Annotated in this window: 15 protein-coding genes; 1 reads left to right on the top strand and 14 read right to left on the bottom strand. The window is 59.0% G+C overall.

Annotated features, from left to right (window positions below; all coding sequences use genetic code 11):
* Positions 1-106: 106 nt before the first annotated feature.
* The 6 genes from DU29_RS0103995 to DU29_RS0103975 all read right to left on the bottom strand — a co-directional run bounded on the left by DU29_RS0103995 (position 107) and on the right by DU29_RS0103975 (position 2,426).
* The gene (locus tag DU29_RS0103995) at positions 107-340 is read right to left on the bottom strand and encodes a hypothetical protein (RefSeq protein ID WP_028620549.1); all 234 of its coding nucleotides are present in this window, start codon (positions 338-340) and stop codon (positions 107-109) included.
* A gap of 175 nt (positions 341-515) precedes the next feature.
* Positions 516-980, bottom strand: coding sequence for a helix-turn-helix domain-containing protein (locus DU29_RS01000000129475; protein WP_236645572.1), 465 nt, complete (start codon positions 978-980; stop codon positions 516-518).
* 66 nt (positions 981-1,046) lie between these two features.
* Complete coding sequence (locus DU29_RS0103985) at positions 1,047-1,298, bottom strand: hypothetical protein (protein WP_028620548.1); 252 nt, start codon at positions 1,296-1,298, stop codon at positions 1,047-1,049.
* Positions 1,295-1,561: a helix-turn-helix domain-containing protein gene (locus tag DU29_RS1000000131115; RefSeq protein ID WP_081832430.1), complete on the bottom strand. Its 267-nt coding sequence runs from the start codon at positions 1,559-1,561 to the stop codon at positions 1,295-1,297. Before DU29_RS1000000131115 ends, DU29_RS0103985 begins: the two co-directional genes overlap by 4 nt.
* The gene (locus tag DU29_RS1000000130880; protein WP_050483069.1) at positions 1,558-2,211 is read right to left on the bottom strand and encodes a hypothetical protein; all 654 of its coding nucleotides are present in this window, start codon (positions 2,209-2,211) and stop codon (positions 1,558-1,560) included. Before DU29_RS1000000130880 ends, DU29_RS1000000131115 begins: the two co-directional genes overlap by 4 nt.
* On the bottom strand, positions 2,208-2,426 hold the full coding sequence (locus tag DU29_RS0103975) for a helix-turn-helix domain-containing protein (RefSeq protein WP_236645571.1): 219 nt from the start codon (positions 2,424-2,426) through the stop codon (positions 2,208-2,210). Before DU29_RS0103975 ends, DU29_RS1000000130880 begins: the two co-directional genes overlap by 4 nt.
* Positions 2,427-2,595: 169 nt before the next feature.
* Between DU29_RS0103975 and DU29_RS0103970 the strand changes: the two genes are divergently transcribed.
* Entirely contained in the window at positions 2,596-3,147 is a 552-nt protein-coding gene (locus DU29_RS0103970) for a hypothetical protein (protein ID WP_028620546.1), read from the top strand.
* On the opposite strand, the gene DU29_RS0103965 is transcribed toward DU29_RS0103970, so the two are convergent.
* The 8 genes from DU29_RS0103965 to DU29_RS0103930 form a co-directional block, all read right to left on the bottom strand.
* Entirely contained in the window at positions 3,148-4,362 is a 1,215-nt protein-coding gene (locus tag DU29_RS0103965; RefSeq protein ID WP_028620545.1) for a phage integrase, read from the bottom strand.
* 300 nt (positions 4,363-4,662) lie between these two features.
* Positions 4,663-6,135, bottom strand: a complete 1,473-nt coding sequence (locus DU29_RS0103960; RefSeq protein WP_028620544.1) for an aldehyde dehydrogenase family protein — start codon at positions 6,133-6,135, stop codon at positions 4,663-4,665.
* The gene (locus DU29_RS0103955) at positions 6,128-6,955 is read right to left on the bottom strand and encodes an ABC transporter permease (protein ID WP_028620543.1); all 828 of its coding nucleotides are present in this window, start codon (positions 6,953-6,955) and stop codon (positions 6,128-6,130) included. Before DU29_RS0103955 ends, DU29_RS0103960 begins: the two co-directional genes overlap by 8 nt.
* Before the next feature lies 1 nt (position 6,956).
* Positions 6,957-7,874, bottom strand: a complete 918-nt coding sequence (locus DU29_RS0103950) for an ABC transporter permease (RefSeq protein ID WP_028620542.1) — start codon at positions 7,872-7,874, stop codon at positions 6,957-6,959.
* A 23-nt stretch (positions 7,875-7,897) separates the two neighbouring features.
* On the bottom strand, positions 7,898-9,040 hold the full coding sequence (locus DU29_RS0103945; protein ID WP_028620541.1) for an ABC transporter substrate-binding protein: 1,143 nt from the start codon (positions 9,038-9,040) through the stop codon (positions 7,898-7,900).
* A 39-nt stretch (positions 9,041-9,079) separates the two neighbouring features.
* Positions 9,080-10,225 (bottom strand): ABC transporter ATP-binding protein, encoded by a 1,146-nt coding sequence (locus tag DU29_RS0103940; RefSeq protein WP_442961277.1) that lies wholly within the window; start codon positions 10,223-10,225, stop codon positions 9,080-9,082.
* Between the two features lie 75 nt (positions 10,226-10,300).
* Entirely contained in the window at positions 10,301-11,110 is an 810-nt protein-coding gene (locus DU29_RS0103935; RefSeq protein WP_028620539.1) for a response regulator transcription factor, read from the bottom strand.
* A 203-nt stretch (positions 11,111-11,313) separates the two neighbouring features.
* On the bottom strand, positions 11,314-12,618 hold the full coding sequence (locus tag DU29_RS0103930; RefSeq protein WP_161781271.1) for an NAD(P)/FAD-dependent oxidoreductase: 1,305 nt from the start codon (positions 12,616-12,618) through the stop codon (positions 11,314-11,316).
* Between the last annotated feature and the right edge of the window lie 27 nt (positions 12,619-12,645).

Here is a 12,645-nt window from a genome sequence, read left to right as displayed (position 1 = left end):
CTGCTCGGCGCCATCACCCATTGGCGATTTTCCTCAAGCTGAGGGAAAGTCGATGGCGCAGATCTGATCCATCCCACAGCGTTGTCCTGCTTGGGAAGAGAGCCCATCAGACGTCTTCCGCGTCGTCCTCTGCGAAGATTGCAGGTGATGTGCTGCTTTCTGGAGGTACAGCGCCAGCATCAATGATGGGGTTCTTCTCCAGCGGCAATGGTTCGCCAGGTTGAATCTCACGGGTTGAGGATTGGCGTGCTGCTTTATGCTTTTCCAGCACCTCTGCCCAGATGTCTGCAGCAGAAACAGTGACGACTCTCCAACCTTTGCTGCTTTCTTCGATTCCCATTCTCTTGCACTCTCCGCTGTTGCGTTATTTGCACCCCGTTGCGTGAAAAACCGGAGCTTGGTTGGTAGATATCTAAAAGGGTGCGCACTTTCTGCGCCGGATGAATCCCAGTTACGGCGCACTTTCTGCGCACGTAGACCTCGGCAAACCCCAACAAATAGGCGTCCTTAAATTCCTACGTGCGCATAAACTGCGCCGGTACTTGCGCACTTTCTGCGCCGGATAGATTCGGATTGAAGAGCGTCGGCAATGGCCTCGGCGGTGTCCTTGACCAGCTGACATCGAGGTCCTTCCCTGGGCATTCGTCTATTGGCATCCACGACACTGCGAACAGTGCGCACCGGGCGCCGTGTTTCGAGAACAGGCTTGAGCGTGTTTGGATGATCCAGCCTCCCGCCTCCAAGTCCTTGATGGCTTGTCGAAGGGTGTTATCCGAGCCTATCCCCCAGTCCTTCGCCATTGTTCTGGTGGCCGACAGATCGCCGTTGTTCGTCCCGTTGTACTGCGCCAGCAGCTCTATGAGCACCACGCGGGCCACGAAGCTCAGGGACCGATAGCCAGGTGACTGGATCATGGCCTTCTGCAGCATCGCGAACGGCGGTGCCTTGCTCTTCCCGAACTTATTGGTCTTCTTTGCCATTACGCAGCTCACAAGCAGGCTCTGGGGTGTCGTTCTCGCAAACGAGACCCCAGAGCGCAGTTCAAATCAGGATGCCGCGCTGGCAGATCGCGATTGCTTCGAGGGCTTCTCACTGGCCAGCAAGCTCAGCGCGTAGCCCTGATCACGAACACGTTGCCCCAGTACCCGGGCGGCCTGCGCCAACCCCTCCGATTGAGACTCTGTGAGGTTGTGGTCCTCGTAGTCCGCCCCCAACAGATCTGCGATCGCGATAAGCGCGATGCCGACCTCCACGAACGAGTCAGCGTGATGCAAGGTCTGTGACCGGAAAATGTTCATTGGGAACCTCCATCCGGCTCGCCGAGTAGGACATAGCAGCCGATGCGATGAGGTCGGCGACCTGACCCAGTGGCTGCATACGTCCATTCGGTGCGGATCGAGAAACCTCTATTTCGCAACCAGCGAATCGTGGAGGGCGGGTGCACGATGTCGAGCGCTTGAGCTGCCTCAAGGGTGGTTACCGGCCCGGTGCGAAGGGCGCTAACGAGGCGCAGGGCCTGTGCTTCTGTACAGTGATTGTCAGCGGTATGAACTTCTGTCACGATTGAATCCTCACGTTGGTGCTACCCAATGTTGTTTGGCCCGGACGGTGTTGGCGCACCGATCCGGGTTGTTCCACTCTCCCCAGCACACGCGGCTTGTTCTGCGATTCCAGTGCTTCTAGTGATGATTCCTCTAAGTCGATAAGTACTTCTACTGGCTTACGCTCAACTTTTGAGCGGATGTCGTTCTTGCGGCCAAAGATCGAGATGTTGGTATTGGCGCAGGCCTCTGACCAGCGATCAATATCAGGCTCCGTGCCCACGCCGTTTTTGATAGCCCATTCCGGCATTTCACCGCGGCAACGCATTTCGTTCAGATGGGTCCACCATCGGGTTTGAAACTTGCGTTCTGCTGCCAAGTGATCTGCAATCACTTCACGCTGCGCTTGAGTAAGGTCGACGGGGCGGGGCTCACTTGGTGCCTGCAGCTCGTCCATCCGATCTTTCATTAGGAAAAGCCACGCATTCGCCTGTTCGGTGAAATCTCCACAGTGCAGCATTCCCAAATTGGCCAGCTCGGCGATCGCATCGTCTGGGTGTGCGTTTTTTTTGATGATGTCGAACACAGCGTTTGCTTGATTCAAGGCATCTCGAAGCTTGCGAATGTCCACATAGGCTTCTTGGGCGATGTATTCCATGGAAATTGTCATTTGCTGTTCTCCCTTGCGATCCGGTTGATCCAGAGCTCGAGTTCACGCACTAGGATCATGCGGCGCTTTCCCGTTTTGAACGACTGGAGCTCACCGGCGGCGATCGCCTTGTAAATGCCGCTACGGCTGTGTGCAGTCATTCGAGCAGCTTCATCGGGGCCCACGACCAGGGTTTGCGGTACGGATGCTTCCGATTTCGAAATTGGTTGTTCCACGTTCCTCTCCTTCTGGCTCAGGTGTATTGCCAGATGTGGCCACCTTAGCGACCCAGATTTGCGGTGTCCACATTTTTCTTACACGTGCCGACACATGGCGAGACACGTTGACAATTGTTGCCACTGTGGCATTCTCGGGCCACCTCCCTACGTGCTAACTGAGAACGAAATGGCCAAAGCCCCTCCAAACCGTGCTAAAGCAGAAACTTTATCGTTGAGGATTTCTCCTAACTTAAAGTTCGGATTGGAGTTGCTTGCAAGAATGGAAGAGCGCTCTTTGACTACCGAAGTTGAAAAGGCGCTGGGGGAGTTGTTCGAGCGGACACCAGTGGATGTTGAATATCTAGGTACGGGCACGGTTGAAAACAACGGACGTTTCGAAAATCTATGTTTCTTCGAACTTATGACGCTTATTTATTCTATTGATGCGCCTACCAGACTCATGCGTACCGCTGTGCTTCTACCGCAAACATTGACCCAAAGAGAAATGGCCTTGCTCGACCTGGCCGCCGATCAGCCACAGCTTTTTGGAGATGTACCCAATTATTTTTCATTAAATATTGGGCACGAACACTTGCTTTTAGAAGTAATGAAAGAATATTGCAGGTTTACTCAGCCCCTTGATTTGAAGTCTTTGCGAAGGAACTGGCAGGCATTAAACGATGCGGTGGATTACGCTTTGGATAATGGACACTACCCGGAAAAAATAATGCTCGTGTAATTACCCGATCAGCTCAACAGCTGCCGCTTTAGTGCCAGGGGCAAGGTGCGCGTAGCGGAGGGTCATCTTTATGTCCGAGTGCCCCAGAAGATCGCGAACCGTGTTCAGTGGAACGCCGGCCATCACTAGGCGTGATGCGAAGTCGTGTCGCATATCGTGCCAGCGGAAATCACTTACCTTGGCTCGCTCGAGCAGTTTAATCCAGGCACTCTTAACGTCTTCCATCCGTCCGCCGCCCTGGCTGGTGAATACGTAGCCGCTGGCGTTCCCTTGCTTTTTCCATTCTTCAAGGGTGCTGAGTGCTTCCTTGTTGGTCGGGATGTGCCGTGTTTCGCTGGTTTTGGCAGTGGCGCCCACGACCGTGATGGTTTTGGTGGTGAAGTTGACGTCTGACCACTTCAGGTTAAACAACTCGCCGCGGCGCACTCCCGTATTTAATGCCAGCAAGATCATCGGTTTTAAGTGGTCGGTGAACGTCACGGCGCGCAGATCGGGCTGCAGCTCCTTGCCGCGTTCGGATCTCCATTTGTTCGCGCTGTCTCGCTCGGCGCGCATCTGCTCCTGTCGCTCGTCCATAGCCGCTCTGAGGCTCACAGCCTCAGCCGTCGATAAGTATCTGACCTGGCCTTTTGAGTCGACCTTTAGCTGTTTCAGCTTGTCCAGCGGGTGGTCATTGATAAAACCCCACTCCACTGCGCGGCTGAACACGCCGCTGATGGTCCCCATCTTGCGATTCGCCGTCGCCGGCTTATTCCCACCGTTGAGCCAGGAGGTCCGCGTCTGCTCCAAATCCCGGCCGGCAATCTCCGTAAGGCGGCGCGACATGATCGAAGAGAAGTTGTTATCCAAGGTGTGGAGGGTTTTGTCATACCCTTTGTGGTGAGCCTTGAACCACGGCAAATACGTATCGTCGAGAAACTCGCGAAGGGTAGGGGTGTTGGCGCTGCGACGGTTCTGCGTGACCGCGAGGGGTTCGCCGTGTTCGTGCGCGTCTGCCAGGTATCGGGCCGCCTCAGTTCTGGCTCGGGCCAAGGTGAGCGTCCCTACGCGCCCCAGGACCCGCTCCCGGTTCCGCGCCCACGAAACCATATAGGCCATATGCCCGCTGGGCTGCACCCTGATGAACAGGCCGGGCTGGTCCGTGTCGAAGACGCGGTAGTGCTTGTCCTGGGGAGTCAGGCTGTTGATGAGTTTCTGTGTGATCTTGGCTTTCATGTCCGTACCAGCAGGCTACCAGCAGAAAGCACAGTACCAGCCAGTTTTGGAATACACAACCACACGTCTAGAGCCTATGCCTGCGGGCTTTTCCCCGTATACACTGGCCTCTGTTTGACCCTCCTAAGGGGAAGGTTGCAGGTTCGAACCCCGCCTGGGACACCAACTACTTCTCGCCTCTCAAGGCTTCCCCCTTACCGATCGATTAGCGGTAGCGGCAGGGCGGCAGCATCAGGCAAAAGAAAGCCCCGCCGGGTCATACTCGGGCGGGGCTTTTTTATAGCTGATATCTGAAAGCCGCTATTTCAAATACCACCCCCACGGCTGATCACCGATGTACTCAGTCACCTGTTTGACCTCCAGATAATTGTGCAATCCCCACTCGCCGAGTTCCCGGCCGATACCGCTGTGTTTCATCCCGCCCCACGGCGCCTCGACGAAGGTCGGTTGCGAGCAGTTGATCCAGATAATCCCCGCCCGCAGTTGGTTGGCCACACGTGCGGTGCGTTGCAAATCCGCGCTCATTACTGCGGCGGCGAGGCCGAAGCGGCTGGCATTGGCCATTTGCAGGGCTTGTTCTTCGGTCTTGAAGCGCTTGATGCACAGCACCGGACCGAATACTTCTTCGCGCCAGAGGATACTGCTGTGTCCAGGTTCGTCGAAGATTGCCGGTTCGATGAAATAACCTTCAGACAGATGTGTCGGCCGCCGGCCTCCCGTGAGCAGGCGGGCGCCACTGGCGAGGCCCTGATCGATGAAACCGAGGACTTTGTCGTGTTGGCCTTGGCTGACCAGCGGGCCGAGCAATACGCCCGGTTCCATCCCCGGACCCATGGTGATCTTGCGGGTTTCTTCGACCAGTCTGTCGATCAGGCGCGGGGCGATGTTTTCCTGCACCAACAGACGGGACGTAGCGCTGCACACCTGGCCCTGGTTCCAGAAAATGCCGAACAGAATCCATTCGACAGCGGCGTCGATGTCGGCGTCGTCGAACACGATGAACGCAGATTTGCCGCCCAGTTCGAGGCTGATGTTCTTGATGTCGCGCGCGGCTGCAGCCATGATTTTTTCGCCGGTCGGCACGCTGCCGGTGAAGGCCAGTTTGTCCACACCGGGATGCTCGGTCAGTGGACTGCCGGCATCGGCACCGAGCCCGGTGACCACGTTCAGCACCCCGGCCGGTAAACCGACGCGGTCGGCGGCCGCCGCCAGTTCCAGCGCGCAGAGCGGTGTCAGCTCTGAGGGTTTGAGCACCAGCGTGGCGCCGGCGGCCAGGGCCGGCGCGACTTTCCAGGCGGCCATCAGCAGCGGGTAGTTCCATGGAATGATCTGCCCTGCAACGCCAATCGGTTCATGGCGAATGCGGCAGCGAAAGCGTGCGTCCGGCAATGCCAGCGGTTGATCCTGCTGCTGATCCAGTTCGTGGGCCAGGCCGGCGTAGTAACGAAAGCAGCCGATGGCATCGCCGACATCCCACTGGGCTTCGGGCAATGGCTTGCCGTTGTCGCGCACTTCCAGTTCGGCCAGTACCTGCTGGCTGCTTTCCAGTTCGTCGGCCAATGCTTCCAGCCACTGCGCGCGCTCGGCGCCGGTGGTTTCGCTCCAGCCGTTATCGAACGCGCGTCGGGCGGCGCGCACCGCGTGATCGATGTCTTCTTCGGTGCCCGCCGCCACCCGATGGAAAACCTGTTCGGTGGCCGGGTCGATGACATCCAGATAGCCGCCCAGATCCGGGCTCACCCACTCTCCATTGATGTAAAGCTGATCACGCATGGTTTGACTCCTGAACGCCGGTGCGGCGGTTTTGCAGCGAGCGGGAAGTGAATAGCAGCGCCAGTGAAGCGCAGATGATGACGGTCGAGACCGCGTTGATTTCGGGTGTCACACCGCGGCGGATCGATGAGAAAATGTAAATCGGCAAGGTCGTTTCCGAGCCAGCGACGAAAAACGCGATGATGAAATCGTCGAAGCTGAAGGTGAACGCGAGCAGGAATCCGGCCATGATCGCCGGGCTGATCTGCGGCAGGGTGACCCGCCAGAACGTTTGCATCGGCGGCGCGTACAGGTCCGCCGAAGCTTCGAGCAAGGCCTTGTCCAGGGAGTCGACGCGGGTGCGCACGATCACCATGACCAGGGCCATGGTGAACAACGAATGCGCGGCGATCACGGTGAAGAAGCCCATGTTCAAGCGCGGCACGCTTGGTATCCAGGTCGCCAGTATCGGGTTGATCAAGTCGAACAGCGTGATGAACGCAATCAGTGTCGAGATGCCGATGACGATCCCCGGCACGATGATCGCGCAATAGGTCAGCGCATCGAACAACAGACGCACTTTCTTGCCCGCACGTTGCAAACCGAATACTGCCAAGGTCCCGAACAGGGTGGCGATAACCGCCGACGTAAAGGCAATGAACGCGCTGTTGCCCAGCGCTTCCATGATGAACGGGTTGCCGAAGGCGCGACCAAACCACTGCACCGAACAGCATTCAAACGCCAGGCCACTGCGCCCGGCGTTGAAGCTGAACAGCACGATCAAGGCAATCGGTGCGTAGAGAAAGAGGTACAGCGAAGTCGAATAGCTGCGCAGCCACATGTCACAACCCTCCATCGGCAGGGCGGCCGCCGTAGCGCGCCACCAGTTTCAGGTACACACCGATAATCAGCAGCATCATCGCCACCAGGGTCATTGCCAGCGCGCTGCCGAAAGGCCAGTTGCGCGATTGCAGGAATAGATCGACCAATGCATTGCCGACGAAGAACACTTTGCCGCCACCGAGAATCGCCGGGATCAGGAATTCACCCATCAGCAAAATGAACACCAGCATCACCCCGGTAATGATCCCAGGCGCGGACAGCGGCAACGTGATCCGCCGAAAGCTCTCGAAAGCGCTGGCACCAAGGTCGGCCGAGGCTTCGAGCAGGCGTTTGTCGAGTTTTTCCAGGCTGACGTAAATCGGGAACACCATCAGCGGCAAGTAGCCGTAGACGATGCCGATCAGCACCGCCCATGGCGTATTGATCAGCCGCACGTCTTCCAGGCCCAGGCTGGCGAGCAACGCCGGAATGCCCTTGCCGCTGAGGATGAAGATCCACGCGTACGTGCGGATCAGGAAACTGGTCCAGAACGGCACGATCACCAGCGTCAGCAACAGCGAGCGGTTGCGGGTGACCTTGACCGCCAGGAAGTACGCCAGCGGGTAAGCGGCTACCAGGCACACCAGCGTGCCCAGCGGCGCCAGCATCAGCGTGTTGCTGAACGCTGCGCCTCGCGAACCGAGGTTTAAATAATTGGCCAGGGTGAAGCCACCGGCGTAACCGCCCACGGCGCTGCGCTCGCCGAAACTGAAGACCAGGATGATCACCAGCGGCATCAACAACAGCAGCAGGAACCACAAGGTTGAAGGCAAGAGCATCAGCAGGGTGATCCGTCGGCCGAGGCTGCGCCGCTGGCGAACCTCGATTGACAGAACATGGCCCGGCGGCACCGTTTGCGGGTGAGCGGCGGTGTTCATGGGTGACTCCTTGTTGACCATGGTCAGGCGGACTTGAAGCGCGCCATCAGTTCGGCGCGTGCCGGGCTGGTCAGCGTGGCGGCGGCGCCGAACTCCAGCGGGCTGAGCGCTTCGGCGGCCGGGTACATGATCGGATCGTCGAGCATCGCGGCGGGCAGCAAGGCATCGACGCGTTTGTCGCCGCTCGGGTAGCCGTGGCTCAACACTTCAAGCTTGTTGTGCTGCGGATCGAGCAGGTAATTGATGAACGCGTAAGCCGCGTCCTTGTGCTCCGAGCTTTTCGGGATGGCGAAGAAATCACTCCACAACTCGCCGCCTTCCTTGCCCAGTTCGAACTGCATCTTCGCGTTGTCGCGATGCAGCTGAGAGGCATCGCCGGTCCAGGACATCGCCAGCCAGGCATCGCCACTGCGCATCGACGGTTGAATATCGGAGTTGATCGCAAACAGGTGCGGCTTGACCTCGATCAGCAGTTTTTCAGCATCGGCCAGTTCTTTCGGGTCAAGAGAATTGAAGCTGTAGCCGAAGCTTTTCAGGGCGTTGCCGATGGCGGTCAACTGGTAATCGTGAACGATCGTCCGGCCGCTGGCAGGGCCTTGCGCGGCGGCCCAGAACTCTTTCCAGCTGGCGGGGCCGTTCTTCAGTTTGCCGCTGTCGTAGAGCATGCCGGTGGTGCCCCAGTTTTTCGGCACTGCGTACACCTTGCCGTCCACTGTGCCCTGAGCCATGAACTTTTGCTGGAATGCCGACGCATCGAAATTGGGAATGCGCGACAAATCCAGCGGCTCGATCAATCCCAGACCCACGTAGGTGCTGATGGTGTAGTTGGTCGGCACCAACACGTCCCAGCCGCTGCCGCCGGCCTGCAGCTTGGCGAGCATCTCTTCGTTGGAGCCGAACACGCTCATGGAGACACGGGCGCCAGTGGTTTTGGCGAAGGCGTCGAGGTTTTCCTGACTGTGATAGTTCGGCCACGTCGCCAGCGCCAGGCGATCACCCAGCTTGGCCTGCTCGGCCGCTTGCGCACTGGATGTCAGCAGGCCGGGCACGTTGACGGCGACCACCGCTGCGGCAATCCCCAGGCCCGTACGGCCAAGGAAATCGCGGCGGCTGATCGAGCCGTTCTGCCAACTGCGCAGGGTGTTGATAAACGTCTTCTGGTCCATAACGCGCTCCACATCCGGTTGATGAATCGAGTCGATGATTTACAACGCCATGGCCAGGCCGTTGGCGTGATCCCAGCCGACGCTTACTGCCGCGCCGTGTTCGAATGCATGAGTGCCGTGATCCTGCTGGCGCGGCACTCGCACGCAGACCACGCCAAAGGCTTCGGTGCGTACGCGGTATTCGGTGGAATTACCGAGGTAGATGCGGTCTTCCACACAGCCTCGCAGCTTCACCTCGCGGGCCAGCTCGGCATTGGCGCCTGCTATGCTGATCAGCTCCGGGCGCACGGCAATGCAACCGGCGGCGTCGGCGCTCAAGCCTTTGCCGGTGGGCGTCAACGGGCTGGTCAGTTCCAGGCCTTGTTCGGTACGCAGCACCACCGAATTGCCGTGCAGGTGGCGAACGGTGCCATTGAACAGATTGGATTCACCGATGAAGTCGGCGACGTAACGGCTGGCCGGGGCTTCGTAAAGCTGTTCCGGGGTGGCGGTCTGGATGATCGAACCGTTGTGCATCACGCTGATGCTGTCACTCATCGACAAGGCTTCTTCCTGGTCGTGGGTGACCAGCACAAACGTGATGCCGACCTCGCGTTGCAGACGCAGCAATTCCGATTGCATCTCCTTGCGCAACTTGCGATCAAGCGCTGCCAGTGGCTCGTCAAGCAGCAACACGGTCGGCTTGTTGACCAGCGCCCGTGCGAGGGCGACGCGTTGCTGTTGACCGCCGGACAGCTCACTGGGTTTGCGTTGGCCGAAGCCGCTGAGCCGCACCATCTCCAATGCTTCGTCGGCCATGCGCAGCTGGGTTTTCTTGTCCGGCCGTGGCGTGCGATAGCGCAGGCCATAGGCGATGTTCTGCGCCACCGTCAGGTGCGGGAACAGCGCGTAATGCTGGAACACCATGTTCACCGGGCGCTCGAATGCCGGTACTCCGGCGACGCTTTTGCCGGCCAGGCGCACTTCACCGCTGGTGGGTTGTTCGAAGCCGGCGATCATGCGCAGGGTGGTGGTTTTGCCGCAGCCCGAACCGCCGAGGAAGGAATGGAACGAGCCACGGCGTACCGCGAAGTTCAGGCCATCGACGGCCGACACCTCGCCATAACGTTTGACCACGTTGCAGAATTCGATATCGCTTGGCGGGTTGTCATTCACGGTGCGGGCTCCCTTGCAGTGATGAATCATCGCGTCGGGAATCAAACTAGCAATCGCGGTTTTGCGCTGTATATATCCCTTGGGGGATAGAGTCGCTTTCAGGTATCAGGCTTCGACAAGGAGCTCCTGGCCGGTGAGGTCGCGGATAAACAAGCCGAGCAATTCGGACTGGCTGCAGATGCCGAGTTTGGCGTAGATGTGCTTGCGGTGAATCTTCACCGTGCCGGGGCTGATGCTCAGTTGTTCGGCCACCGAGGCACTGGAGTGGCCACGCAGCAGCAGCTGGACAATCTCCTGTTCACGGCCGGTGAGGATGTGCGCGCCGAAATGATCGAAAGCTTCGCGGATTTTGAAATCGAGGTCGTGCGCCGGACGCGGTTCTTGCGCCTGACGCAAGCGCCAAGCCTCGTTGATCACCTGTTCGACGACCGTTTGCGCACACTCGATCAGTTGCATTTCCTCACGGCTGAACGCGCAGCTGGCCGAGGAGCGCATCAACGACAGGACGGCCATGGCACCGCCGCCGAGTTCGACGAAAAACGCCACTTCTTCAGCCAGACCGGTCTGCTGGTAATAGGTCAGGTAGTACTCGCCAAGGTAGAAGTGGTCGGGCGCGAACTGACGCAATCGCCACAGCCCGGGCGCCTGCCCGCGAATGCAGGCGAGGTAGAAAGGATCGAGCAGATACGGCCCACACTGATAATCATCGACGTACACCGCACGCTTGTCGGCGGCAAAGGTATCGAACAATGCCAACGGCCGATGATTGCCTTCATAGACGAACAGGACGAAATGGTCGACCGGGCACACCTGGCGCAACCAATGGGTTAACGCCACTAAGCGTGCGTGTCCCGCAGGCAGGTCAAGCAGGTGGGCGACACCGGTGATCCACAGTTTGAGTTCCTTGGGGCGCATGGCGATTTCAGGCAAGAGTGGAGTGGGTTGTGATGCACGAATTACGCCATGGTTGTACGCGCCTTTGCAGGGCGGGGCGGGCCAGAGTGCGTCGCTGAAAAGACGCACCCTGATAGCGCCGAATGTTACCGAGTGCCACATGGGTGGTAGCAGAATTGGTGCATTGAGATGAACGGCTCGGCGGGTCGCGCAGAGCCGGGACCTCAGCGCAGCTTTTCCAGCATCTGGTAATACCACATGCCTGCCGCCAGCATCGGGTTGCCGAAGACGTCGCCGAACGGCACCTTGATGTGCTTGCAGCTGGCGAAGGTATCGAAGCGGCCGAGGCTGCCGGTGATCGCTTCGGCCATGATTTCGCCCATGATATGGCTGGTGGCGATGCCGTGCCCCGAATAACCCTGGCAGTACCAGACGTTGCTCGACAGCTTGCCAAGCTGTGGAATGCGGTTGACCACGATGCCCATGGCGCAGCTCCACTGGTACTCGATGTCCACACCCTTGAGCTGTGGAAATGTACGTTCGATACAGGGACGCAGTTCGCCGGCAATGTCCCGTGAGTCACGTCCGGAATAGTTGGCGCCGCCACCGAACAGCAAGCGGCCGTCGGCGGTCATGCGGTAGTAGTCGAGGACAAAACGACAGTCATAAACTGCCAAATCGTAGGGGTTGAGTTGTCGGGCCAGGACACCCAGAGGCGCGGTGGTCACGATGCCGCCCATCGCCGGGAAGATTTTGCCCTTGAGCTGCTTGGGTTCGAGCGCGTGATAAACGTCACCGGCCAGCATCACCTGTGTTGCATTGACTCGACCCTGTGCGGTGATGACAGCCGGACGGTCGCCGTGGACGATCTCCAGCACCTCGGAGTGCTCGAAGATCTGCACACCCAGACTCTCTGCCGCGCGTGCCTCGCCGATGCACAGGTTGAGCGGGTGCAGGTGCAGATTTCGGGTGTTCTTCAGCGCGCCCAAATACTGCTCGCTTGCCAGGTGGTTTCGTATTTCGGCGCGGTCCAGCAAGGTGACGCTGTCACCCAGGCCGCGACGCTGGGCCTCATCATGGAAGCTGCGCAGCTCGTTCATATGAGCGGGTTTCATCGCTGCATGCAGATGACCGTGCTTGAGGTCGCAGTCGATGCCGTACCTGGCGACGCGGGACTCGATAATTTCCTGGCCGCGCCAGCGCAGGCGCCAGATGAAATCGTCCACTTGTGTGCCGAGCGACTGGCGCATCTGCTTGCGCATGGCCTCGTCGCCAGACAGGCTGCTGGTGACCTGGCCACCGTTGCGACCGCTCGCCCCCCAGCCGATCTTGTGAGTCTCGATCAGGGCGACTTTGAGGCCGCGCTCGGCCAGTTCAACCGCGCTGGCAACGCCCGTAAAACCACCGCCGATGATGACGACGTCAACACTCACTTCACCCTGCAAGGTCGGGTAGTCGGTCTCATGCTTGAGGGTTGCGCTGTAATAGGAATTCGTCCGCTCGGCGGCGGGGATGACGGCATTATTCATGGCGGTCATGGGTTCGCTCTTCATTGG

Source organism: Pseudomonas sp. Ant30-3 (assembly GCF_000690905.1).
Classification (GTDB): domain Bacteria; phylum Pseudomonadota; class Gammaproteobacteria; order Pseudomonadales; family Pseudomonadaceae; genus Aquipseudomonas.
The sequence above is the reverse complement of the archived record's forward strand: the minus strand, read 5'-3'. Positions and strand labels throughout refer to the sequence as shown.

What these genes read in the sequence shown, in the direction of transcription:
- DU29_RS0103940 (WP_442961277.1), bottom strand. Translation starts at nt 10,225, where the DNA reads ATGATTCATCACTGCAAGGGAGCCCGCACCGTGAATGACAACCCGCCA.
- DU29_RS01000000129475 (WP_236645572.1), bottom strand. Translation starts at nt 980, where the DNA reads ATGGCAAAGAAGACCAATAAGTTCGGGAAGAGCAAGGCACCGCCGTTC.
- DU29_RS0103930 (WP_161781271.1), bottom strand. Translation starts at nt 12,618, where the DNA reads ATGAATAATGCCGTCATCCCCGCCGCCGAGCGGACGAATTCCTATTAC.
- DU29_RS0103995 (WP_028620549.1), bottom strand. Translation starts at nt 340, where the DNA reads ATGGGAATCGAAGAAAGCAGCAAAGGTTGGAGAGTCGTCACTGTTTCT.
- DU29_RS1000000130880 (WP_050483069.1), bottom strand. Translation starts at nt 2,211, where the DNA reads ATGACAATTTCCATGGAATACATCGCCCAAGAAGCCTATGTGGACATT.
- DU29_RS0103960 (WP_028620544.1), bottom strand. Translation starts at nt 6,135, where the DNA reads ATGCGTGATCAGCTTTACATCAATGGAGAGTGGGTGAGCCCGGATCTG.
- DU29_RS0103970 (WP_028620546.1), top strand. Translation starts at nt 2,596, where the DNA reads ATGGCCAAAGCCCCTCCAAACCGTGCTAAAGCAGAAACTTTATCGTTG.
- DU29_RS0103945 (WP_028620541.1), bottom strand. Translation starts at nt 9,040, where the DNA reads ATGGACCAGAAGACGTTTATCAACACCCTGCGCAGTTGGCAGAACGGC.
- DU29_RS0103950 (WP_028620542.1), bottom strand. Translation starts at nt 7,874, where the DNA reads ATGAACACCGCCGCTCACCCGCAAACGGTGCCGCCGGGCCATGTTCTG.
- DU29_RS0103965 (WP_028620545.1), bottom strand. Translation starts at nt 4,362, where the DNA reads ATGAAAGCCAAGATCACACAGAAACTCATCAACAGCCTGACTCCCCAG.
- DU29_RS0103985 (WP_028620548.1), bottom strand. Translation starts at nt 1,298, where the DNA reads ATGAACATTTTCCGGTCACAGACCTTGCATCACGCTGACTCGTTCGTG.
- DU29_RS0103955 (WP_028620543.1), bottom strand. Translation starts at nt 6,955, where the DNA reads ATGTGGCTGCGCAGCTATTCGACTTCGCTGTACCTCTTTCTCTACGCA.
- DU29_RS0103935 (WP_028620539.1), bottom strand. Translation starts at nt 11,110, where the DNA reads ATGCGCCCCAAGGAACTCAAACTGTGGATCACCGGTGTCGCCCACCTG.